Below are 23,524 nucleotides of genomic sequence, written 5' to 3' on the forward strand. Positions count from 1 at the left end.
GAACCCGGAAGCTAAGCCCTCCAGCGCCGATGGTACTGCACTCGACAGGGTGTGGGAGAGTAGGACACCGCCGAACACCCGTTCCCGAAGGCCCCCACCAAAGATGGTGGGGGCCTTCGGCATACCCACGACCCCAACACCCGCCAGCATCGGGACCCCGACTGCGCCGCCGTCACCCCAACGGCGTATAAATACATCTTGTGTCTAAGTTGCATTCAGCGGCAGAGCTGGCCTACCGCCAGGTCAAGGAGCTCATCCTGACCGGGGAGCTTCCGGGTGGAGAGCTCATCAGCGAGGGCGAAATCGCTACACGCATGGGATCCAGCCGGACGCCCGTGCGGGAGGCGTTCCTCCGGCTCGAGGCGGAGGGCTGGATGCGGCTCTATCCGAAGCGGGGAGCGTTGGTCGTGCCGGTCGCCGAGGGGGAGGCCGAGCACGTCGTCGATGCGCGCCTGCTCCTGGAGGTGCACGCCGTCGAGGCCGTGGTGGAAGATCGCCGCATTCGGGAGGAGCTGGTCGCGACGCTCCGGACCAACCTGGAGCAGCAGCGCCAACTGGTCACGTCCACGGGCGATGCCGCGCGGTTCAGTGTGCTCGACGCCGACTTCCATCGGGCGCTGGTGCGTGCCGGGGGCAATCCATTGCTCGAGACCTTCTATGACGGGCTCCGGGAACGTCAGCGCAGGATGATGGCTCATTCTCTCGCCCGCGATCCAGAACAGATCACCAAGATCATCGAGGATCACACCCGCCTGGCCGACTTGATCGAGGCCGGGGACGCGGGAGGATTCGCGTCCGCCGTTCGGCGGCACATGCGAGAGGTTCACGCTCTCGGGATGGGTGGGCGGCGATGACCGCGGTCGAAGACCGAGTCGCCGTCACGACCACCGAGGCGCCCACACGTCTGCGACCGTGGATGCTCGTTGCCGCGGGCATGTTCGCGGTGGCGTGGGGCGGCAACGAGTTCACGCCGTTGCTGGTGATGTACAGGCTCGAACACGGATTTTCGCAGGTTATGGTCGATACCTTCCTGTTCGCGTACGTGCTCGGCATCGTCCCCGCGCTGCTGCTCGGCGGTCCGCTGTCGGACCGCCTGGGCCGACGCCCCCTGATGCTGCCTGCGCCGTTCATCGCGGTGGCAGGTTCCGTGGTATTGGCGGCCGGCTCGGAGTCTGCGGCCTCGTTGATCGTCGGGCGGATCCTCTCTGGCGTAGCGCTGGGGCTGGGCATGGCGGTCGGCGGAAGCTGGCTCAAGGAGCTGTCGACGCCCGACCGAGATCCGTCGGCCCGGCCGGGATCCGGCGCCCGACGCGCCGCCATGAGTCTGACCGCCGGCTTCGGCATCGGCGCGGGCGTTGCCGGCGTCCTCGCACAGTGGGCGCCGTGGCCGAACGTGCTTCCATATGCCGTGCACTCGACGCTCGCCCTGGTCGCCGGTGTTGCGTTGCGGCAGGTGCCGGAGACCCGCGCAGCTACACAGGCCGACACGATCGGGTCCTTCACACAGGGCCTGAGGATCCCCTCCGCCGGGCACCGCCGGTTCCTGTACGTCGTGGCCCCGGTGGCGCCGTGGGTCTTCGGTGCGGCCGCGTCGGCGTACGCGGTGATGCCGGCACTCATGACGAGCCGCAGTGGCGGTGTACCCGTGGCGTTCTCGGCATTGCTGTGCATGATTGCTCTCGGCTCAGGATTCGCGATCCAGGCACTCGGGCGCAGGATCGACACCCCACGCAACGGCCGCGCGATCGCGGTCGCCTTCGGGGTGCTCGTGCTAGGCATGTCTGTTGCGGCGGTCGCTTCGGGCGTTCTCACGGTGCCGATGTCGATGGTGGCGGCCGCGGTTCTCGGGTGTGGCTACGGTCTCGCCCTGGTATCGGGGCTGCTGGAGGTCCAACGGATCGCCGGCCCGGACGATCTGGCCGGTCTCACCGCAGTCTTCTACTCCCTCAGCTACCTCGGCTTCGCGTTGCCGGCCGTGATGGCTGTGATCACGGAGGCGAACCCTGCGCTGACCTACCCACTGATGTTTGCCGTCGGAGCGATCGCCGCCTTGGCGAGCCTGGCTCTCGTCCTCGTCAAGTGGCGTCGGTATCTGCCCGAGCCCGCGGGGGATATGGCGTCAGAGCGCGGGTAGCGCCGTGTCGGTGAGCCACGCAACCCACAGGGAGTGCAGCGGCTTGTCGCTGAAATGCGCTGCCAGAGAGGTGAACTGTTCGGTGGATACCGTAGAGTGCCGGTACTTGACGGTCCACTTCCGAAGTAGGTCGAAGAAGGCGTCGTCGCCGATCGTCTGCCGCAACGTGTGCAGGGTGAGGGCTCCACGCTTGTAGATGCGGTCGTCGAACATCAGCTGCGGGCCGGGATCGCCGAGGACGATGTCCTGTGGCTTGCAGCGGAGTTCGCGATGCGCCTCGAGCGCGTGGGTGTCGGCATCGGGTCCACCGGAGTTCTCGGACCACAGCCATTCCGCGTAGCATGCGAATCCTTCGTGCAGCCAGATGTCCTTCCACATCCCGACGGTGAGGCTGTTTCCGAACCACTGGTGCGCAAGCTCGTGTGCGACAAGGCGTTCCGAGCCGCGACGTCCGTCACAGTGGTTGGCTCCGAAAATCGACATGCGCTGCGCCTCGATCGGGATCTCGAGATCGTCGCCGGTGATGACGACCGAGTAGTCAGCGAAGGGGTAAGGGCCGAAGAGTTCTTCGAAGACCGCCATCATCCGGGGCTGACGTCCGAAGTCGTGGTCGAATCGAGTGCGTAGGTCAGTGGGGTGCAGCGCGTACATCGGGACCCGGCCGCCGTCCACACGTCGGCGCACGTACGGGCCGATCTGGACGGTGGCCAGATAGCTCGCCATCGGTTCGGTCTGCTCGTAGACCCAGGTGGTCTGACTCGCCTTGGTCTGTCTGCTGACCAGCTTGCCGTTCGCGACCGCGTGGTACGGCGAGTCGGTGGTGATCGAGATCCGGTAACTGGCTTTGCAACTGGGGTGGTCATTGCAAGGGAACCACGAGGCCGCACCGTTGGGTTGGCTCGCGACGAGTGATCCTTCGGTCAGTTCCTCCCAGCCGACGTCGCCCCACATGCTCGCGATCGGCTGGGGGTTACCGGCGTACTGGACCGTGACCGCGAGGATGCCGCCCGCGGGGATCTTCTGGGCGGGAGTGATCGTCAGCTGGCCGCCACGGTGAGTGAACTTCGCACTGCGCCGGCCGTTCACCGACACCTTCGACACCTGCATCGCCTGGGCGAGGTCAAGAGTGAACCGGCTCCGGACATCGGTGGTGGTGGCGGTGATCGACGCCGTGCCGGCGAGTCGGTTGCTGTGGACCTTGTAGACCAGCGCGAGGTCATACCGGGACACCCGGTACCCGCGGTTGCCGTGCCGCGGCAGGTACGGGTCGATCGGCTCGTCCGGAGCCTTGCCAGGCTTCACCGTGCTTCTCCGTCCGAGTCGTTCCATGGGGCAATCGGATTGCCCTGCCACCGTGTCGACGGTGGGAGGACGTCGCCGCGCATGACAAGGGATGCGGGCCCGACGGTGGCGCCGGCGCCGAGCCCGGCGGCGGGCAGTGCGACGCAGTGCGGACCCAGGGTGGCGCCGGCGCCCAACGTGACGGTGTTCATGGTCATGATCCGATCATGGAACAGGTGCGTTTGCACGACACACCCTCGTTCGACGGTCGCGCCGTCGTCGAGGGTCACCAGGTCGGCCTCAGGCAGCCAGTAGGTTTCGCACCACACGCCACGGCCGATTGTCGCGCCGAGCCCACGCAGCCATACGTTCATCACGGCGGTGCCGGTTGCGGCGCGGGCGAACCACGGCGCGGCGACGGTCTCGACGAACGCGTCCGACACCTCGTTGCGCCACACGAACGAACTCCACAGCGGGTGTTCGACGGCGCGGATACGCCCGACGACGAGCCACTTCGCCGCCACCGACACCGCGCCCGCGACAGCGCCGGCAACTAGCAGCACCACCCCGCCGCCGAGTGCCGCGAGTCCGAACCCGCCGACCGAGACCAGCCATGCGAGCGCGAACAGCACGCCCAGACCGATGCCGAACGTGACCATCACGGGGATCAGTCGGCACGTCTCGACCACAGCGCGGGCGATCTTCAGCTGCAGCGGTGGATCGAACGTGCGGGTGGCATCGGATTGGGTTGCAGCCCGGCGCAGCCGCGTCGGCGGGCTGCCCAGCCACGACGATCCCGACTTCGCCTTGCTCGGCGCCACCGACAACACCGCGACCAGTCCGTTCTTGGGGACACGTCGGCCCGGACCGGCCATGCCGGAGTTTCCGAGGAACGCTCGCTTGCCGACCTTGGCGGGTTCGATGCGCATCCAGCCGCCGCCGAGTTCGTAGCTCGCGACCATGGTGTCGTCGGCGAGGAAGGCGCCGTTGGCGACAGTCGTGAATTTCGGAAGGACGAGGACGGTGGAAATCTCGGTGTCGCGTCCCACCTTGGCGCCCAGCAGTCGCAGCCACAGCGGCGTCAGAAGGCTCGCGTACAGAGGGAACAGGAAGGTTCGAGCCGAGTCCATGAGACGCTCGGTGGCCCACGCCTGCCAGCCGACGCGGCTACGGACCGGGTGGTAGCCCTCGGTGAGCCCGATCGACAGCAGGCGCACCGCGATCACCGTGAGTGCGGCGAATACGAAAAGGCTCAGCACGGTTGCGACAGGCAGGACCGTAAGCGCTCGCAGGAAGGCGTCGCCGAGGTCAGCGGCATCGCGCGCCCGCCACCCGAGCAGGATCAGTCCGGCGGCGAGACCGAGAATCGGCAGGCCCGCCAAGGCGACGGACGTCGCGCCGAACACCGGAACCCAGTGTGCGGCGCGGCGCGGGGGATGGTCCGGCCAAGGGCGCGTCGCCTTGCCGACCTTGACAGCCGGTGATCCGGCCCAGCGCTGACCAGCCTTGACCTTCCCGAATACCGCAGAGCCAGGTGCGACTTCGGCGCCACGGCCGATGCGGGCGCCCGGCAGCAGCGTGGACCGTGCGCCGACCGCGGCGCCGTCACCGATGCGGATCCTGCCGATGTGCACGACGTCCCCGTCGATCCAATGCCCGGACAGGTCGACCTCGGGTTCGACGGCGCAGCCGTCGCCGAGCTCGAGCATCCCGGTCACCGGTGGCAGGGTGTGCAGGTCGACGCGTCGGCCCACCCGAGCGCCGAGCGCACGAGCGAAGTAGAGCATCCACGGAGCACCAGAGAGGTTGTCGGCACCACTGGCCTCGACGAGTCGCAGCGCGATCCACAGCCGCAGGTGCTCGGGTCCGCCGCGTGGATATGTTCCGGCCTTCAAACCCCGCAACAACAGTCGGGCCCCTGCGACGGCGATCGCCATGCGGCCGAGGGGTGTGACGAAGAGGACGAAGGCGAGCGCCACCCACCACCACGAGAGCGTCGGGGCCCAGGAGACGTCGAACCAGGACAGCACGTTGCCGGTGATCGCCAGCCACGTCACCCACTGCAGGCCGGTCAGCGTCGTCAGCGGCACGGTCGCCGCGAACTGCGCGATCTGCGTCCGCCGCGGTGTGGGTTCGACGCGGCGGGGCGCGACCGTCTCGGCGGGAGACAGCTCGTCGAGATAGCCGGCTAGTGATCCCAGGCGGGGGTGGTCGTACAGCTGCGCGACGGTCACCTCGGGGAAGCGTTCGCGTAGCGCCGTCACGAGTTGGGCCGCAGACAGCGAGCCGCCCCCCATCTCGAAGAAGTCGTCGTCGGGTCCAGTGATTCCGACACCGAGGATCGGCGTCCACAACTCGGCGACCCAGGCGGCGGTGCCGTCGAGATCGGGGCCGGGGGCCGCGCCTCCCGAGATCGCGGTGTTCAGCGGCCAGGGCAGCGCGTTCCGATCGACCTTGCCCGAGGTGCGGGTGGGCAGCTCGTCAAGGAGCGCCAGGCGAGGAACGAGGGCGTCGGGCAGGTGCTCGGACAGCCGCGTCCTCGCCGCATCGAGGTCGAAGTTCGGGTCGGTGCCGGCGAGGTAGCCGACGAGGATCGGAGTCCCGGCGGGTGTCTTGCGGATCGCGGCGGCGGCAGCGCTCACGCCGGGCAGGTTCTGGAGCGCGTTGTCGACCTCGCCCAGCTCGATGCGCCGCCCGCCGACCTTGACCTGGTCGTCGGCGCGGCCCTGGAAGAGCAGGCCAGCGGGGTCGAGGCGCACCAGGTCCCCGCTGCGGTAGGCGCGATCCCAGCCGAGCGTCGGCATGGGCGCGTACCTCTCGGCGTCCTTCGACGGGTCGAGATACCGCGCCAGACCCACGCCGCCGATGACGAGTTCTCCGATCTCGCCTTCGGCGACGGGTTCACCGCAGGTGTCTACCACCGCGAGATCCCAGCCGTCGAGCGGCAGTCCGATCCGTACCGGTCCGGTACCGTCCATCAGCGCGCCGCAGGCGACGACGGTGGCCTCTGTCGGGCCGTAGGTGTTCCACACCTCCCGGCCTGGGACCGCGAGTCGTTCGGCCAGCTCCGGTGGGCACGCCTCGCCACCGAAGATCAACAGCCGAACCGCCTCGAGCGCCTCCACCGGCCACAGCGCCGCGAGCGTCGGAACAGTGGAGACGATCGTGACGGAGCGAGACACCAGCCAGGGTCCGAGGTCCACGCCGCTACGCACCAGTGATCGTGGGGCGGGGACGAGCGTCGCGCCGTGCCGCCACGCGAGCCACATCTCCTCGCACGATGCGTCGAACGCGACCGACAGTCCCGCCAGTACGCGGTCCCCTGGTCCGATCGGTTTCTCCTGCAGAAACATCCGGGCTTCAGCGTCGACGAACGCGGCTGCGTTGCGGTGCGTGACCGCGACACCTTTGGGGGTGCCGGTCGAACCGGAGGTGAAGATGATCCAGGCATCGTCATCGGGTGTCGGCGGGTAGACGTCGAGAGCCGTGGCGCGGCTTACGGAGCCGGGCAGGATGCCGTCGGCGGTGAGGATCGCCGCCACCCGCGCCTCCCCGAACACCAGTTCGGCTCGCTCGTCGGGATCGTCGGCGTCGACGGGCACATACGCCGCACCGGCCGCCAGAACAGACAGGACCGCGACGTACAGCTCGCGCGAGCCGGACGGCATGCGTACCCCGACGCGGTCACCACTGACGACCCCCGCGTGGGACAGTCGGCGGGCCCCGGCCGCGATTTCGTCGAGCAGTTCTCGGTAGGTGACGGGCGCGGTGCCGTCGTCGATCGCCGCTGCGTCGGGATAGGCCGAGGCGGTGGCTTCGAGGATGTCGATGAGTGTGCGTGGGGCGGGTGCCAGGGAAGACCGCAGGAGGACGGCCGGAATCGCGGTCGCTCGGTGACCTGTGTCCGGGTGCGGGGGGAGGGGCAATTCCGAAGTCCTGTCCTCGTCTGTGCTGTCGAGCAGTTTTTCGTTCCTGGGTTGCGCGTTGGTGAACCCGCCGCGGAGGCGACATGCCCTGAGTCTCGAGTATCGACGTAGGCGCAGCTGCGGAGTACAGCGACATGCGGATGGGGTGTTGTTACCGAAGGATCGTCCGTCGATGGGCTGTCGTCTCGTCCACTTCGGCGGTCGGGTCCGTCCGCCCGGGCGTCGGCAGCGTGGACGCGAGGTCTACCGGTATTCAGCTTCTTCTTGGTCGCTTTCTGAACACGGCTTTCTTGACATCGCTCAGGTCCCGCTGGTGGATGCGATCGACAAAAAGTTCGGCGATAGTTTCTTTGGCCGCGCCCCAGCCAAGGACCTGACAAGATCAGAAATCTTGTACCGAATACGGCCGGAGCGAAACAAGGCGGAGCGGTGCGATCAGGACGGGAAAGATCGTCGGATCCGACACCATGCGAGCACCCCTTCGCCGCATGCCATGCGAACGATCGTTCACTCTGCGTACATTCGCACACCGTGTTCGGGTGCAGAAGATGTTGCTACCCCCTACCGTCACCAGGAATGTGACGAAATCAACCCAATCCGGACAATTTTTGGTTGTAGCCGGGTGATACGGTCTCTCAGCCCCTAGCGTCGGCGATGGTCTCAGGCCTGACTTGCCGGTCGCGTAAGGCCGATCACATGAGGATTCTGGTGAAACCGACTAAAAGTGAAAACAATGTGCGCCCGACGGGCTCGAGTACTACCGATCTAGTCCCTGACGGGCCACCTCCGCCACCGAATAAGCCCGAAGGCAAATCCGGGCCACCGGTTTCGGTAAACTGGCCGGTCTTCGTCGGTGCCAGCGTCGGCATCGTCGGCATCATTCTGTGGGCGTGGATCAATCAGGACAACGCGGAATCCGTAATCGGCACAGGGGTTTCTTGGGTCGCTAGCAACCTGGGCTGGTTCTACATCCTGTTGGTCACCGTGGTGCTGGGATTCGTCGTCTGGGCGGCTGTGTCCAGCGTGGGCAAAACCAAACTCGGACCGGATCACTCCAAGCCAGTATTCGGCCTGTTCTCCTGGACGGCAATGCTTTTCGCCGCCGGAATCGGCATCGATCTGATGTTCTTCTCGGTGGCGGAACCGGTCACGCAGTTCCTCCAGCCACCCACCGGAGCCGGTGAGACCAACGAGGCGGCCCGGCAGGCACTGGTGTGGACGCTGTTCCACTACGGCATCATCGGGTGGGGTCTGTACGCCCTGATGGGCCTGGCTCTGGGCTACTTCGCCTACCGTCACAACCTCCCGCTGAGCATCCGTTCGGCCCTCTATCCGATCTTCGGTAAGCGGATCAACGGCCCGCTGGGCAACTTCGTGGACATCGCCGCACTGCTCGGTGCCATCTTCGGGCTCGCCACCAGCCTCGGGATCGGCGTTGCTCAGCTCAACTACGGGCTGAGCGATTTGTTCGGGCTGCCCGAGGGGACACCCGCGCAGGCGGGACTGGTCGCTGTCGCCGTGATCATCGCAACTCTGTCGGCAGTGTCCGGCGTGAACCGTGGTGTGCGACGGCTCTCGGAGATCAGTGTGGTGGCGGCCATCGGCCTGCTGGTGTACATCCTCGTGACAGGATCCACATCGTTCCTGTTCAACGGCATGGTTCAGAACATGGGCGACTTCGCCAGCCGCTTCCCCGGCATGACGCTCGACACGTTCGCCTACGACTCGCAAGAGGAGTGGATGTCGGCGTGGACGCTGTTCTTCTGGGCGTGGTGGATTGCATGGGCGCCGTTCGTCGGTCTGTTCCTCGCCCGCATCTCCCGTGGCCGGACCATCCGTCAGTTCGTGGTCGGCACGCTGACCATCCCGTTCCTGTTCATCCTGGTCTACATCTCGATCTTCGGAAATAGTGCCATCGGCATTGTTCGCGGTGGCGACAGCGAGTTCGGCGAGACCGCCATGGCCTCTCCCGAGCGGGCGTTCTACTCGCTGCTCGAGCAGTACCCGGGAGCCCCGATCCTCGCGGGGATCGCTACGTTCACCGGTCTGCTGTTCTATGTCACCAGCGCCGACTCCGGCGCACTGGTGATGGCTCGGTTCAGCTCACGAATCCAGGACAACGAATCCGACGGCCCCGCCTGGGTGCGAATCTTCTGGGCCGTCGCCACCGGCGTGCTGACCCTGGTAGCACTCATGATCGGCGGCGTGACCACGTTGACGAACGCCACGATCATCATGGGTCTGCCGTTCGCGGTCGTCATCATGTTCATCATGCTCGGCCTGTTCAAGGCACTTCAGGTGGAAAAGAACTGGGCCGAGTCCCTGCGGAAGTCGCTGCCGAACGCGCTGTCCAGCCGCAGTGCCGGCGGCACCAGTCTGCACTGGCGCCAGCGCGTCGAGCGGTCGATGCGCTTCCCCGGCGCTGAGGCCACCGAGCGCTACGCGACGACGGTCGTCGGACCGGCCCTTGCCGAGGTCGCGGCCGAACTCCGAAGCCAGGGGGCTGACGCGGCAGTCGGCGAACAAGTGGTCGAATCCTGCGGAATCCACTCCTACCACCTCAACGTCCTGTTCGAGGGTGAGCGTTCGTTCCACTACCAGGTCTATCCCACCGAACACCAGACACCCAGCTACGGCCAGGGCGCACAGAAACTGGACAGGTACTTCCGCCTCGAGGTGTTCTCGGCTGACGGCAGCAACGGGTTCGACGTGTTCGGGTTCACCAAGGAACAGCTCATCAGCAACGTTCTCGACCACTACGAGCGGCAACTCGAGTTCCTGCACCGCAGCCATGGCATCGACTCAACGGCTGTCGACGGCGATCCGGTCATCGACTGGTCGCACGATTTCGAGGCCCTCGATATCGGTGACCTGTCCAAGGCGGGCCGGGGCGCCGACGACGTGCGGCTCGAGATGGAGCCCAAGTGAGCGCTCGCACCCTGTTCATCGGCGGGACGTGGCAGGCCGCCACTGACGGAGGCGCAAGGGACATCGAGTGCCCCGCCACCGGTGAGCTTGTCGGGACGGTCAGCGAGGCCACCCGCGTCGATACCGAAAAGGCGATCGCTGCGGCGCGCGCCGCTTTCGACGATGGCCGCTGGTCCAGTGTCCCGGCAAGCGACCGCGGCGCCTTCCTGCTTCGGGTGGCGCAGCGGTTGCGCGAACGCAAGGCCGAGTTCGCGCGCGCCGAATCCCTGGACACTGGGAAACGGCTCGTCGAGTCCGAGATCGACATGGACGACATCACGGCGTGCTTCGAGTACTTCGGCCGCGTGGCCGCACAGGATGCGGGGCGACTGGTCGACGCAGGCAGCGCCAGCGTCGTCAGCCGCATCCAGTACGAACCGGTCGGCGTGTGCGGGATGATCACCCCCTGGAACTATCCGCTTCTCCAGGCCGCATGGAAGATCGGGCCCGCTCTGGCCGCGGGCTGCACTTTCGTGCTCAAACCGGCCGAGCTCACCCCGCACACCTCCATCCTCATGATGGAGGTGCTCGACGAACTCGGTCTGCCGGCGGGCGTCGCCAACCTCGTCACCGGCAACGGCCCCGATGCCGGCGCTCCCCTGAGCGAGCACCCGGACGTCGACCTGGTCTCGTTCACCGGCGGGCTGGTGACCGGCCGGGTCGTGGCCGCGGCGGCCGCCGCGACAGTGAAGAAGGTGGCTCTGGAGCTCGGCGGCAAGAACCCGAATGTGATCTTTGCCGACGCCGACTTCGATGCCGCCGTCGACAATGCCCTCAACGGCGCGTTCGTTCACTCGGGGCAGGTGTGCTCCGCGGGTGCCCGGATCGTCGTGCAGGAGTCGATCGCAGAGAAGTTCACCGATGCGCTCGTCGCCCGTGCACAGCTAATCCGGCTCGGTGGTCCGTTCGATGAGCGGGCCGAGACCGGCCCGCTCATCTCGGCGGCGCACCGCGACAAGGTGGACGCGTACGTGAAGGCAGGTGTCGCCGAGGGTGCCCGCGTACGCTGCGGCGGCGCATTTGCCACCGGCACGTCCGGAGACACCGATCTCGACGCCGGCTACTACTACCTGCCGACCGTGCTCGACCAGGTACGCAGCGGGATGTCCGTCGTGGTCGACGAGGCCTTCGGCCCCGTCGTCACGATCGAGACGTTCACCGACGAGGACGATGCCGTGCGGATCGGCAACGACACGCATTACGGCCTCGCCGGCGCGGTGTGGACTCAGGACGCCGGAAAGGCGCAGCGGGTAGCGAACCGGTTGCGCCACGGCACCATCTGGATCAACGACTTCCACCCATACCTGCCTCAGGCGGAGTGGGGTGGATTCGGGCAGTCCGGGGTGGGTCGTGAACTCGGCCCCACGGGCCTCGACGAATACCGCGAGGCCAAGCACGTCTATCAGAACGTCGCACCGGCTGTCACCGGCTGGTTCGATGATGCATCACAGCAGGAGAACCGATGAACGAATCGGCTGCCGAAAGCACCTTCGACTACGTCGTGATTGGCGGGGGCTCGGCAGGTTCGGCCGTCGCGGCGCGACTGTCGGAGGACCCCACCGTCACGGTCGCGCTGGTCGAAGCCGGTCCTGATGACCGCAACATCCCCGAGGTGCTGCAGCTCGACCGGTGGATGGAATTGCTCGAATCCGGTTACGACTGGGACTATCCCGTGGAACCGCAGGAGAACGGCAACTCATTCCTGCGTCACGCCCGCGCCAAGGTGATGGGCGGATGCTCCTCGCACAATTCGTGCATCGCGTTCTGGCCGCCGGCCGAAGACGTCGACAGCTGGGAGGCGGAGCACGGTGCCACTGGCTGGAACAAGGACACGCTCTGGCCGGTGCTCAAGCGTCTCGAGACCAACGAAGACGCCGGCCCGGACGCACCACATCACGGTGACAGCGGCCCCGTGCACGTGATGAACGTTCCGCCCGCCGATCCCTGCGGGGTGGCGCTGCTCGAGGCGTGCGAGCAGGATGGCATCCCCACATCGCGGTTCAACACCGGCACCACTGTGGTCAACGGGGCCAACTTCCTGCAGATCAACCGGCGCGCGGACGGCACCCGTTCTTCGTCTTCTGTGTCGTACATCCATCCGATCGCCGATCGGGAGAACTTCACGCTACTGACGGGTCTACGCGCGAAGCGACTGGTGTTCGACGGCACCCGGTGCGTCGGGGTCGAGGTGGTGGACAACCAGTTCGGGCGCCCGCGAGTCATCCGGGCAACCGGCGAAGTGGTTCTGTCCGCCGGAGCCATCGACTCGCCGAAGCTATTGATGCTCTCCGGCATAGGTCCCACCGACCATCTGCACGAGCACGGCATCGACGTCCTCGTGGATTCTCCCGGCGTGGGGTCCAATCTGCAGGATCATCCAGAGGGCGTCATCTCGTGGGAGGCGTTGCAGCCCATGGTCGAATCCTCCACTCAGTGGTGGGAGATCGGTGTCTTCACGACGGTGGACGAGGGCCTGGACCGGCCGGACCTGATGATGCACTACGGGTCGGTGCCGTTCGATATGCATACTCTGCGGCAGGGCTACCCCACGGCTGAGAACGTCTTCTGCCTCACCCCCAACATCACGCACGCGCGTTCGCGCGGCACGGTGCGCCTGCGATCCCGGGACTTCAGGGACAAGCCGCGCGTCGATCCGCGGTACTTCACCGACCCCGAGGGCTACGACATGCGGATCATGATCGCCGGAATCCGGCGCGCTCGTGAGATCGTCGCTCAGCCGGCGATGAGTGCGTGGACCGGCGACGAGTTGTTCCCCGGAAAGGACGTGCAGTCCGACGAGGAACTGGCCGACTACATCCGTCGCACGCACAACACCGTCTACCACCCTGTCGGCACCGTTCGGATGGGAGATGCCGGTGACGACATGTCACCGCTCGACCCGCAACTGCGTGTCAAAGGTGTACACGGACTGCGCGTCGCCGATGCCTCGGTGTTCCCGGAACACACCACCGTGAACCCGAACATCACCGTGATGATGGTCGGCGAGCGGTGCGCGGATCTGATCAAGGCCGACCGGGGCTGACGCCTCTTCCGGTCGGACCCGAAACGGTCGCAGGCGGCCGATGCCCCTAGTTGACGGGGCATCGGCCGCCTGTCTTTTGTTGGGGTCTCATCACACCGACAGATGACACCCCTCGGGTGCGGGGAATCAGCGGAGTTGACATCACCGGAATCGCTCTGCCATCCTCGTCCCCAGGTCACGAGTACCAGCGTCAAGCCCCGGCTAGCTGGTCAGCAACCCTCCGACCGCGGTGGGGTGCTCCGGGTGACGACCGGGCCATCGTCCACAAGGACATGGCAAGCGCGGACTCCGATGGCGCCAACTGTCACTGCCGACGAGTCCCTGGACTCGAAGGAAGTTGTGATGACCGCTGTACTGACTGCCACCGACTGTGCCACCGCCCCGCTCGCTCGGGTGTCCGGCTGTGACCTGCAGGTTCCTCTCGTCGGAGGTGGGACCTGTGCCTACGCGAACTTCGACTACGCTGCCAGCGCGCCCGCCTTGGCGCAGGTCACCGAGCGCGTTCACGGATTGCTGCCGTTCTATGCCAGCGTCCACCGCGGCGCCGGCTACGCCTCCCGGGTGAGCACCGACGCCTACGAGAACGCCCGTGGCAGCGTCGAGCGCTTCGTCGGCGCCGACGACGACCAGGTCGTGGTGTTCACCCGCAACACCACCGACTCGCTCAACCTCCTGGCGGGCTGCGTGCCCGGGGACGTGGTCGTCCTGGACATCGAACACCATGCAAATCTGTTGCCGTGGAAGAACTCCCGCGTCGTGGAGGCCGCCGATACCGTCGCCGAGACCATCCGGCGCCTGGTTGCCGAACTGTGCGCCAAGCCCGCTGCGCTGCTCGCGGTCACCGGCGCCTCCAACGTCACCGGTGAGGTCCTGCCGATCGGCGAGTTGGCCGAGGCCGCACATCGCTGCGGGGCGCGCATCCTCGTCGACGGTGCGCAACTCACTCCGCATCGCCGCGTCAACCTGGCCGAGACCGGCGTCGATTACTTGGCTTTCTCCGGCCACAAGCTGTACGCGCCGTTCGGCGCCGGTGTGCTCGTCGGCCGCCGCGACTGGCTCGACGAGGCCGAGCCTTACCTGGCCGGAGGCGGCGCCGTGCGCGAGGTGACGATCGACGAGACCTGCTGGGCTCCGGCCCCGGCCCGTCACGAGGCAGGTAGCCCAAACGTCCTCGGTGTCGCCGCGCTGGCCTCGGCGTGTGATGCGTTGTCTGCGTTGGATTTCGCCGCGATCGTCGAGCACGAGCGCGTCCTGTCGACTCGGCTGACGGAGGGGCTCGCCGAGATCGACGGCGTTCACCTGCTGCGCCTGTGGTCGGACGCTCCCGACAGCGTCGGCATCGTGACCTTCACGATTGACGGCTTCGAGCCCGGCCAGATCGCGGCATACCTTTCGGCCGAGCACGGCATCGGCGTGCGTGACGGTCGCTTCTGCGCCCACCCTCTACTGAACCGTATCGGCCGAGCCGAGGGCGCTGTGCGTGCGAGTCTCGGCCTAGGGACCGGATCCGAAGACGTCGATCGGCTCGTGACCGCCGTTCGGAAACTGGTCGCAGGCGAGGCGACCTGGAACTACGGCAAGACCGACGGTCTGTGGAACCCGGTTCCTGAGACCCGCGGTTTCACCGAGCGCATCGCCGGTGCCTCCGAGTGCGTGTGACCCCCTCACGGGATATTCATCACGGCGTCGCATGGCCGGACGGCCAGGGAGCGGGACGAATACCGCGAATGTGAATGAATGTTCGACGCAAAGGGATTCACAGGAAGTCCGGAGGCGCAGCACAGTCAACGTGCAGATCGCGATCGTAGTGTCGAGGCCGTTCGACCCCACTACGAGAGGAAACCGCATGCGTATCTCACGAACACGACTGAAGCTGGGCATTGCCGCCGCCGGTGCTGTCGCCGCCGCCGTCCTCGTTCCAGGCGTTGCCTCGGCCGAGCCGGGGGCCCTCGCTGGCACCACCTGCAGTGCCGACCAGATCGACGCGGCGCTCCGCGCCGAGGCCCCGAAGCTCGCCGCATGGCTGGACGAGCATCCTGAAGCCAAGGAGAAGCGCGAGGCGTTCTGGGCGATGTCGCCCGAGGAACGGCAGGACGTGATCGACAATCGCGACGAGAAGCGCGAGGCGTTCAAGGCGATGTCGCCCGAGGAACGGGAGGCCATCAGTGCGGACCGCGACCGTCCCGGGAAGCCCTCGACAAGCCAGCGGGTCGTGCTGAGTGAGAAGGCGCAGGTCATCGCGGACACCTGCGGCAACTACTGACGGACCGCTGCCCGTGGGGTGGGCTGATCGTCCACCCCACGGAGGGTCGGCGACGCGCGACACGGATGCGCGGCAGTCAACCCATTCGGCAGTCCGCCGGAATCTTCGCTGTTCACCGGACATTCGCCCGCCTTCGCGATGTCGAGGTTCAGGACCGTGTTTGCGGTGGCACGTCCGGCCTCGCTCCGGCAGTAGCGGGCGAATGTCCCGTGAACAGCGATAGCGAGGTCCAGGAATGCTCGCGCTACGGGCCGAGTGGCGTCGGCCGGTGGTAGCGGCCCTCGTGGTACAGCAGCGGGGCGGAGGAGGCCTCGTCGTCGTTCTCGTTGTGCATGCGTGTGATCAGACCGATGACAAGTGTGTGGTCGCCGGCCGGGATCAGGCGATGGATGGTTGCGCGCATCCAGATCGGAGTCCCGTGAAGGACGGGCTCACCCGTCTCGAGGCGACCCCACAGGGACTCGTCGCTGAAACGCTGATCGGAACTGCGCGAGAACCGCTGCGCCAGGTGCTGTTGATGCTCGCCGAGCAGGTGCACGACGATCGAGTCGGCCGCATGGAGCGCCTTGATGCTCGACGAGCTGAGCGCGATATTGAACGAGATCAGCGGCGGGTTCATCGACAGAGATGCGAACGATGTCGCGGTGAAGCCGACCGGCCCGTCCTTCGAATCGAGGGTCACGATCGTGACACCGGCAGGATGACGTCGCATCGCAGCCTTGTACTCGTCGTTGCCGATGCCTCCCTCAGTGAAGGCCATGGCAAGTTCGGGTGCATTCTCGATGGACTGCGACAAGGGATTCTCCGATTCGAACCTGGACGGCTGTCCGCCACTATAGGCCAGCCGCACCGGCCGGTCAGGATTCGCGTTCATCTAACGAGCGCGGGCATTCCGGGGGCGAAAGGCCGGCTCAGTCCATGTCGATTGCCAGGCCGGCCGTCACCCGCAGCAGTTCGGGGAACGTGGTGCGGAATACGGTATCGGGGTGACCCGCCGCCGCCCACAGCTCCGGGAACTCGCCGAGAGCGCTGTCGAGGTAGGTGGGCAGGTTGGTGGGATGACCCAGCGGGGCCACCCCGCCGATCGGCTGACCCGTCACCTCGCGGACGACGTCGAGCGGTGCCCGCGTGAGCGTGCCCTGGAGGCGGGCGCCAGTCGCCAGCAGGTTCACTTCGTGCGCTCCGGAGACCAGCAGCAGCACCGGTTCGTCGTCGAGGAGGAACACCAGTGACTTGACTATGGAACCGAGATCGGCGCCGAGTGCGGTCGCGGCCTCGGTCGAGCTGCGCGTCGGTGCGGGCTGGCTGACGATCACCCCGTGGTGACCGCGAGCGATCAACGTGTCGGCGACGTGCGCCGCATTGGGGTGCAGCAGCCTGGGCATGAACACAGAGTAAAGCTAGTTCGCGGTGGGGGCAGGAATATTCGCGTGCGATCTGCGGGCGCGACCGACCGGCCACGCGGTGAAGCCGATCAGCAGACCGGAGCTATGGCGGCATACAGCGTGAGAGCGACTGACGGCTGGCCCGAGCGCGACGCCTGTACTCAGGAACGACAGCGGGAACCAATGTCCGGCAAAGGTTCCCAGTACTGCGCTGGATCTCGCTCCTGGAGCAGCGCCAGACTTCGGCGGTCGCGGTTGCGCGATCGGTCCGGCCACGGGCACCCTCGATGTCGAAGTTGGAGCGAAACGACCCGAACGGGTTGTCATGACCATGGGTGATGAATACCGTGGGTATCGTGTCTGAAGTCCGCCAAGACGGGGAATCCCCGACCGTGCGTCCGGGGCGAGACGTCGTGCGGGCGCGCGTTCTGGCCGCGGCAGCCGAGGAGTTCGCCGACAGGGGATTCCAGGGCGCGCGCCTTGCGGAGATCGCGCGCCGGGCCGGCTTCACCAAAGGCGCGGTGTACTCGAACTTCGAGTCGAAGCAGGACCTCTTCGTCGAACTGTTCGAACAACGTTGGCTCGATCTCATGGGTCGCGTGGCCGGTGAGATCGCCGGCCTCGATCTCTCCGACGCACTGGGCAAGGGTGGAGCCGCCATCGCATCCGCCCTCGTCGCTGACCCCGAGTGGTCGCTTCTCGTCCTCGAGTTCGGAGTCCAGGCCGTACGAGATCCCCAGATCAGACAGGCGTACCAACGTGAACGGCGCCTTCTGCGTGGCAAGCTCATCGAACTGATCGCCGACCGCGCCCGCGAGTGGGACGTGGACATCGATGTGCATACCACCGCCCTGTCGCTGACCGCGTTGATCTCGGGTCTGGTGCTCGAGCACGCCGTCGATCCCGAGGAAGTGGACGAGCAGGCGATAGGGGCGGCCGTCACCGCACTGTTCGCCGGTGCTGTCGCCCGCGCCGGGTAGAAGGCGACCGACTCTCGGTAACTGCAAGGTTGGATCGAAAGGTTACTCTCCAGTAATGACGGAACAGCAGATTTGGAATGCGTTCACAGTCGAACGCAAGGACCACGTCGCCCAGGTCACCCTGATCGGCCCCGGTAGGGGCAATGCGATGGGGCCGGATTTCTGGGACGAACTCCCGGGCGTCTTCGCCGAACTCGACGCCGACCCCGATGTTCGCGCCGTGGTGCTCGCCGGGTCTGGCAAGCATTTCTCCTTCGGGCTCGACCTACCGGCGATGAGCGGAAGGTTGGGTGAAGTGCTCGCGGAGAACGCGCAGGCCGGCCCGCGCACGAACTTCCACGAAATGATCAAGCGCATGCAGTCCGGCATCAATGCCGTCGCCGACTGTCGTAAGCCCGTCGTCGCGGCGATCCAGGGTTGGTGCATCGGCGGTGGCGTCGACCTGATCTCGGCCGCCGACATCCGCTACGCGAGCGCCGACGCCAAGTTCAGTATCCGCGAGGTCAAGGTTGCCATCGTCGCCGACATGGGCAGTTTCGCCCGTCTGCCCGCAATCATCGGCGATGGGCATCTGCGTGAACTCGCCCTGACCGGCAAGGACATTGACGTGACACGCGCCGAGAGGATCGGACTTGTCAATGATGTGTTCGACGACGCGGACGCGGTGCTCGCAGCGGCACACGCGACGGCTGCCGAGATTGCGGCGAACCCGCCGCTCGTGGTGCATGGCATCAAGGACGTGCTCGACCACAGCCGTTCCGCAGCAGTGGACGACAGCCTGCGTTACGTGGCCGCGTGGAATGCGGCCTTCCTGCCGTCGGAGGACCTGACCGAGGCCATCACGGCGGTCTTCCAGAAGCGTCCGCCCGAGTTCAAGGGGCGCTGACCGGCATGTGATGGCGACGGTGAGGAGCCGACATGGCACAGGATTACCAGGACACCGAGTCCGCCGTCGCGCCTGAGCAGCAGGTCACGTTCACGCATCGCCAGATAATGGCGATCCTGACCGGCCTGCTGCTCGGCATGTTCCTCGCCGCGCTCGACCAGACCATCGTGGCGACGGCTATGCGCACGATCGCCGACGATCTCAACGGCTACTCCCTGCAGGTGTGGGTGACGACTGCGTACCTGATCACCGCTACGCTCGTCACCCCGCTCTACGGCAAGCTCTCCGACATCTACGGCCGCAAGTCGTTCTTCATGGCGGCGATCGCGCTGTTCGTGTTCGGTTCGGTCCTGTGCACTTTCGCGCAGTCGATGCCCATGCTCGCGGTTTTCCGCGCGATCCAGGGTCTCGGTGCCGGTGGCCTGTTCTCACTGGCGCTCGCGATCATCGGAGACATCGTCCCGCCCCGCGAGCGCGCCCGCTATCAGGGCTACTTCATGGCGGTGTTCGGCACGTCGAGTGTGTTCGGTCCCGTGATAGGTGGCCTGTTGGCCGGGCAGGAATCGATCCTCGGAATCGCTGGTTGGCGGTGGGTGTTCCTGGTGAACGCGCCGATCGGACTGCTCGCGCTTGCCGTCGTGTGGCGGGTGCTGCACCTGCCGCCGGTGCACCGGCTCGTGCGGATCGACTGGTGGGGTGCGCTGACATTGGCCATCGGTCTGGTTCCGGTGCTGGTGGTCGCCGAGCAGGGGCAGTCCTGGGGATGGGGTAGCCCCCGATCGCTGATCTGCTACGCGATTGGTGTCGTGGGAATCCTCGCCTTCGTCGTGGTCGAGTACTTCATGGGGGACTCTGCACTGTTCCCGCTGCGCTTCTTTCGCAACCAGACGTTCGCTCTGGGCGTGGTGATCAGCTTCCTGGTCGGCGCGGTCATGTTCGGTGCGATCATCATCGTCCCGCAGTACCTGCAAGTGGTGCACGGGTCGAGTCCGACGATGTCCGGATTCCAGATGCTGCCCGCGGTGCTCGGTATCGCGATCGGGTCGGTGCTGTCGGGACAACTGATCTCCAAGACGGGCCGCTACCGGATCTTCACCGTGCTCGGCTCCGTGTTCATCGCGGTCGCGGCACTGCTGCTGCACTCGGTGACTGCAGACACCAGCCTGCCGGTCTTCATGACGTTCATCTTCGTGCTCGGCCTGGGCCTCGGCAATCTGCTGCAGCCACTGACCCTAGCGATCCAGAACGCGCTGCCACCTAAGAACATGGGTGTCTCGACCGCCGCGGCGACCTTCTTCCGGCAGATCGGCGGCACGATGGGTGTGGCGATGTTCCTGTCGATTCTCTTCGCGAAGCTGACGCCCGCGATCACCACCCAACTGGAGGACGCGGCGCAATCACCGGAGTTCCGGCAGGCAGTTGCGGCCGGGCTGCAGAGCCCAGACCCGGCGGAGGCGGAAATTGCCCGCGCGCTGGCGACGGGAGACCCCAGTGCAACCCATGCCGCGATGCAGGACACGTCGTTCATCCAGCACCTCGACGCGACGCTCGCGGCACCGTTCAAGAACGGGTTTGCGATTGCGTTCGAGGCCATCTACCCACCGATCGTGGTACTGGCCGTCGTCGCGCTCCTGCTGATCCTGGTCTGGCGAGAAGTGCCGTTGCGGAAGAAGTCGGGCCTTGACGACGCGGGTGCCGACACGGAGTGAACGAAGGCGCTGTGTGAACGGAGACGCCGTGTGAACGACGATCAAGCGAGCCCGGTCAGATTCGCCGCATCACCGAGACGACCCGGCCGAGGATCACGGCTTCGTCGCCGTCGATGACCGGGTAGGAGTCGTTGCGCGGCTCCAGGTAGATATGCCCGCCACGACGCCGGAACACCTTGACGGTGGCTTCGCCGTCGATCATCGCGGCGACGATCTGTCCAGAGTGCGCTTCCTGCTGTTGCCGCACTACGACGAGGTCGCCGTCGCAGATCGCCGCGTCGACCATCGAGTCGCCTCGTACCCGCAGCGCGAATACGGTGCCCGAGCCGACGATCTCACGCGGCAGCGCCAGCACCTCTTCGGTGTGCTCCTCGGCAAGAATCGGCGTGCCGGCTGCGATGTCACCGACCACGGGTACGGTCACCGCGTTCTCCGGGGAATGCTCCGGTGCCGACCCGGTGAGGAATGGACGCACGTCGAGTTGCCGGGTCATCGATCCGCCACGACGGAGAAACCCTTTGTACTCCAGGCTCTTCAGGTGCTTCGACACCGACGAGGTCGACCGCAGACCCACCGCATGTGCGATCTCGCGGGTACTCGGCGGGCACCCGTGCGCCGACACCCAGTCGTGGATCGCTACCAGGATCCGCTGCTGGGTTGGCGGCAGGGTGGATGGGTCGAGTCCACCGAACATGTCGAGATCGTCGTAACCGGTCACCCGGCGAATCGTAACGGGGCCGGTGACCGGACCCGGAAACGGCGAAGGTGTGGGAGCAGCGCACGCGCTCCCACACCTTCACCGGTAGCTACTTCAGTGTCCGCCGTTCGCCTTCAGGCGCTCGATGGCCTCCGAGATGACCTTCTCGGCCTCCACACGGCCGACCCAGTCGGCTCCGGTCACGTACTTGTTCGGCTCGAGGTCCTTGTAGTGCACGAAGAAGTGCTTGATCGCGTCGAGCTCGAACTGCGGGACGTCCGCGATGTCCTGGATGTGATCCCAGCGCGGGTCGCCCGCGGGTACGCACAGCACCTTGTCGTCGCCGCCGGCCTCGTCGACCATGTTGAACATGCCGACCGGGCGAGCCTCGACGATGACGCCGGGAAACACCGGTTCGGGCAGCAGCACCATCGCGTCCAACGGGTCGCCGTCCTCGCCGAGGGTGTTGTCGATGTAGCCGTAGTCGGCCGGGTACCCGAAGGAGGTGTAGAGGTAGCGGTCCAGCTTCACGCGGCCGGTCTCGTGGTCGACCTCATACTTATTGCGCTGGCCCTTGGGGATTTCGATGGTGACGTCGAACTCCACGTCATGTCCTCACTGTCTGCGTCTGACTGTCTGCATCTGCGACTGCCGCCCGAGTAGACGGTTCGGGAAAAGAGTAGCGGGTCGGCGATACTGTGTGATGCAGGTGGTGCAGGTGCTGGACAGCCTCCGGCCCTCGTTCGGAACGATCTGAGCGGTCCGCGGAATCAACGGTGGGAGTGCTGTGCGCTCCGGTGGGAAACTTGGGCGATTCGGAGGGAAGTTGGGGAGCGACGGAAAGAAGAAGGTCGGCATCCTGGCCGAGCGCCGACGTCGAAATGTTCGGATCCTGTTGTCGCTCGTCGCGGTCTTTGCCCTAGTCGTCGGCGGCGCCGCCGTGGTGCTGGCGCAACGCGGGAGCGCGACCGCGGCCCAGGGCGTAGCCGCAACCTCGCCGCAGCTGATCACCGCCACCCCGCGCGTCGCGCCGCTGCCCGACGATGCCCCGATGCCAACCCCCCAGGCTCTCGAGGCGGCCCTCGCCCCGGTCGTGTCGAACCCCGACCTGGGCGTCTTCACCGGGGTGGTGGCCGACGCGCGCACCGGCGCTGTGTTGTGGGCCCAGGACCCCGACACCCCGATGACTCCGGCGTCGGCGACCAAGATCCTCACCGCGGCCGCGGCAATGCTGACCCTGCCCCCGGACCACCGCGTCGAAACCCGGGTGGTGCAGGGCTCGCGCGCGGGTGAAGTGGTGCTCGTCGGTGAGGGCGACCCGACGCTCACCGCGCAGCCGCCCGGGCAATCGGGCTACTACCCGGGCGCGCCGCACGTCGCGGACCTCGTCGAACAGATCCGTCAGGCAGGGGTCCAGGTGGACCGGATCGTCGTCGACACCAGTGCATACACCGGCCCCACGATGGCGCTGGGGTGGGTGCCCGCCGATATCGCCGCCGGCTTCATCGCGCCCATCGAGCCGGTCATGATCGACGGCGCGCGAATCGGACCGCTCGTCGACGAGTCGCCACGCAGCGCCACGCCCGCGCTCGACGCCGGTCGTACCCTCGCGCGGGAACTCGGCATCGACCCTGCGCGGGTTGCCCTCGGCAAGGCCGAACCGGGCGCCGCCACCGTCGCGAGCGTGCTGTCGGCCCCGCTGCGGGACCGGTTGGGTCAGATGATGCGCACCTCCGACAACGTGCTCGCCGAGGCGGTCGCGCGCGAGGTCGCCGGCGCGAAGAATGTCGATCGATCGTTCGCAGGATCCACGGCGGCCGTCGCGCAGGTCCTGTACGACGCCGGGTTCAAGATGGATGGGTTGATCCTGCACGACGGCAGCGGCCTGTCTGTCGACAACCGCGCTACGGCCCGTCTGCTCGACGGCGTCCTGAACGCGGCGGCCGGCGACTCGAAGCCGCAACTGCGGCCAATGCTCGACGACCTGCCCGTCGCCGGTGCCACCGGCACCCTGTCAGACCGGTACGCGTCCGGCGACCGGACGGGCGCCGGGTGGGTTCGGGCCAAGACGGGAACGCTCTCGATCGCTAGCGTGTTGACCGGATATGTAGTGGATGCGGACGGGCGCGTGCTGACGTTCACGTTGATGTCCAACGATCGTCCACCGACGGTGAGTCGGCCCGCGCTCGACGCGGTCGCTGGAGCGCTACGACAGTGCGGGTGCAGCTGAATTGCGGCGAGATGAGGTAGTGA

The 23,524-nt window shown here is 66.6% G+C and carries 17 protein-coding genes, 1 rRNA gene and 1 riboswitch; of the genes, 12 read left to right on the forward strand and 6 right to left on the reverse strand.

The window, feature by feature from the left end:
- From rrf to EGT50_RS14225, 3 genes are all read left to right on the forward strand, one after another.
- Positions 1-76 (forward strand): 5S ribosomal RNA (gene rrf / locus EGT50_RS17435); the annotation flags it as partial.
- Between the two features lie 124 nt (positions 77-200).
- Positions 201-854, forward strand: a complete 654-nt coding sequence (locus EGT50_RS14220) for a GntR family transcriptional regulator (protein WP_127955326.1) — start codon at positions 201-203, stop codon at positions 852-854.
- A complete protein-coding gene (locus tag EGT50_RS14225) occupies positions 851-2,134 on the forward strand; it encodes an MFS transporter (RefSeq protein ID WP_127955327.1) in 1,284 nt (427 codons plus the stop codon). The genes EGT50_RS14220 and EGT50_RS14225 overlap by 4 nt, the downstream gene beginning before the upstream one ends.
- Here the strand turns inward: EGT50_RS14225 and EGT50_RS14230 are convergent.
- Positions 2,120-3,463 (reverse strand): M1 family metallopeptidase, encoded by a 1,344-nt coding sequence (locus EGT50_RS14230; protein WP_127955328.1) that lies wholly within the window; start codon positions 3,461-3,463, stop codon positions 2,120-2,122. The genes EGT50_RS14225 and EGT50_RS14230 overlap by 15 nt on opposite strands.
- Entirely contained in the window at positions 3,433-7,341 is a 3,909-nt protein-coding gene (locus EGT50_RS14235; protein WP_127955329.1) for a Pls/PosA family non-ribosomal peptide synthetase, read from the reverse strand. Before EGT50_RS14235 ends, EGT50_RS14230 begins: the two co-directional genes overlap by 31 nt.
- Before the next feature lie 735 nt (positions 7,342-8,076).
- On the opposite strand from EGT50_RS14235, the gene betT reads away from it, so the two are divergent.
- The 5 genes from betT (at position 8,077) to EGT50_RS14260 (ending at position 15,614) form a co-directional block, all read left to right on the forward strand.
- Positions 8,077-10,269, forward strand: coding sequence for a choline BCCT transporter BetT (gene betT, locus EGT50_RS14240; RefSeq protein WP_235870765.1), 2,193 nt, complete (start codon positions 8,077-8,079; stop codon positions 10,267-10,269).
- Positions 10,266-11,774: an aldehyde dehydrogenase family protein gene (locus EGT50_RS14245; RefSeq protein WP_127955331.1), complete on the forward strand. Its 1,509-nt coding sequence runs from the start codon at positions 10,266-10,268 to the stop codon at positions 11,772-11,774. Before betT ends, EGT50_RS14245 begins: the two co-directional genes overlap by 4 nt.
- Entirely contained in the window at positions 11,771-13,351 is a 1,581-nt protein-coding gene (locus tag EGT50_RS14250) for a GMC family oxidoreductase (RefSeq protein WP_127955332.1), read from the forward strand. The genes EGT50_RS14245 and EGT50_RS14250 overlap by 4 nt, the downstream gene beginning before the upstream one ends.
- Positions 13,352-13,524: 173 nt before the next feature.
- Positions 13,525-13,639: riboswitch (SAM riboswitch) on the forward strand.
- 54 nt (positions 13,640-13,693) lie between these two features.
- Entirely contained in the window at positions 13,694-15,010 is a 1,317-nt protein-coding gene (locus EGT50_RS14255) for an aminotransferase class V-fold PLP-dependent enzyme (RefSeq protein ID WP_127955333.1), read from the forward strand.
- A gap of 187 nt (positions 15,011-15,197) precedes the next feature.
- A complete protein-coding gene (locus EGT50_RS14260; RefSeq protein WP_164873420.1) occupies positions 15,198-15,614 on the forward strand; it encodes a hemophore-related protein in 417 nt (138 codons plus the stop codon).
- A 244-nt stretch (positions 15,615-15,858) separates the two neighbouring features.
- On the opposite strand, the gene EGT50_RS14265 is transcribed toward EGT50_RS14260, so the two are convergent.
- Together EGT50_RS14265 and EGT50_RS14270 are read right to left on the reverse strand one after the other, a co-directional pair.
- Positions 15,859-16,374 carry a flavin reductase family protein gene (locus tag EGT50_RS14265; RefSeq protein WP_235870774.1) on the reverse strand — a complete coding sequence of 172 codons (516 nt, stop codon included), beginning with the start codon at positions 16,372-16,374 and terminating at the stop codon, positions 15,859-15,861.
- A gap of 151 nt (positions 16,375-16,525) precedes the next feature.
- Positions 16,526-16,999, reverse strand: a complete 474-nt coding sequence (locus EGT50_RS14270) for a YbaK/EbsC family protein (protein ID WP_127955336.1) — start codon at positions 16,997-16,999, stop codon at positions 16,526-16,528.
- A gap of 356 nt (positions 17,000-17,355) precedes the next feature.
- On the opposite strand from EGT50_RS14270, the gene EGT50_RS14275 reads away from it, so the two are divergent.
- The 3 genes from EGT50_RS14275 to EGT50_RS14285 are packed head-to-tail and all read left to right on the forward strand — an operon-like array spanning position 17,356 to position 20,574.
- On the forward strand, positions 17,356-17,979 hold the full coding sequence (locus EGT50_RS14275; protein ID WP_235870766.1) for a TetR/AcrR family transcriptional regulator: 624 nt from the start codon (positions 17,356-17,358) through the stop codon (positions 17,977-17,979).
- Positions 17,980-18,034: 55 nt separating this feature from the next.
- Positions 18,035-18,865, forward strand: a complete 831-nt coding sequence (locus EGT50_RS14280; protein ID WP_127955338.1) for a crotonase/enoyl-CoA hydratase family protein — start codon at positions 18,035-18,037, stop codon at positions 18,863-18,865.
- 32 nt (positions 18,866-18,897) lie between these two features.
- Positions 18,898-20,574 (forward strand): MDR family MFS transporter, encoded by a 1,677-nt coding sequence (locus EGT50_RS14285; protein WP_127955339.1) that lies wholly within the window; start codon positions 18,898-18,900, stop codon positions 20,572-20,574.
- Between the two features lie 55 nt (positions 20,575-20,629).
- On the opposite strand, the gene lexA is transcribed toward EGT50_RS14285, so the two are convergent.
- Together lexA and EGT50_RS14295 are read right to left on the reverse strand one after the other, a co-directional pair.
- Entirely contained in the window at positions 20,630-21,292 is a 663-nt protein-coding gene (lexA, locus tag EGT50_RS14290) for a transcriptional repressor LexA (protein ID WP_127955340.1), read from the reverse strand.
- A gap of 93 nt (positions 21,293-21,385) precedes the next feature.
- Entirely contained in the window at positions 21,386-21,877 is a 492-nt protein-coding gene (locus tag EGT50_RS14295) for an inorganic diphosphatase (protein ID WP_127955341.1), read from the reverse strand.
- A gap of 220 nt (positions 21,878-22,097) precedes the next feature.
- On the opposite strand from EGT50_RS14295, the gene dacB reads away from it, so the two are divergent.
- The gene (gene dacB, locus EGT50_RS14300) at positions 22,098-23,501 is read left to right on the forward strand and encodes a D-alanyl-D-alanine carboxypeptidase/D-alanyl-D-alanine endopeptidase (protein WP_127955342.1); all 1,404 of its coding nucleotides are present in this window, start codon (positions 22,098-22,100) and stop codon (positions 23,499-23,501) included.
- Positions 23,502-23,524: the final 23 nt, after the last annotated feature.

This window comes from Rhodococcus xishaensis (assembly GCF_004011825.1).
GTDB lineage: Bacteria > Actinomycetota > Actinomycetes > Mycobacteriales > Mycobacteriaceae > Prescottella > Prescottella xishaensis.

Coding starts and splice junctions, on each gene's coding strand:
- EGT50_RS14270 (WP_127955336.1), bottom strand. CDS start 16,999: ATGCCCAGGCTGCTGCACCCCAATGCGGCGCACGTCGCCGACACGTTG.
- EGT50_RS14230 (WP_127955328.1), bottom strand. CDS start 3,463: ATGGAACGACTCGGACGGAGAAGCACGGTGAAGCCTGGCAAGGCTCCG.
- EGT50_RS14250 (WP_127955332.1), top strand. CDS start 11,771: ATGAACGAATCGGCTGCCGAAAGCACCTTCGACTACGTCGTGATTGGC.
- EGT50_RS14225 (WP_127955327.1), top strand. CDS start 851: ATGACCGCGGTCGAAGACCGAGTCGCCGTCACGACCACCGAGGCGCCC.
- EGT50_RS14280 (WP_127955338.1), top strand. CDS start 18,035: ATGACGGAACAGCAGATTTGGAATGCGTTCACAGTCGAACGCAAGGAC.
- EGT50_RS14285 (WP_127955339.1), top strand. CDS start 18,898: ATGGCACAGGATTACCAGGACACCGAGTCCGCCGTCGCGCCTGAGCAG.
- EGT50_RS14255 (WP_127955333.1), top strand. CDS start 13,694: ATGACCGCTGTACTGACTGCCACCGACTGTGCCACCGCCCCGCTCGCT.
- EGT50_RS14265 (WP_235870774.1), bottom strand. CDS start 16,374: ATGGCCTTCACTGAGGGAGGCATCGGCAACGACGAGTACAAGGCTGCG.
- EGT50_RS14260 (WP_164873420.1), top strand. CDS start 15,198: ATGCGTATCTCACGAACACGACTGAAGCTGGGCATTGCCGCCGCCGGT.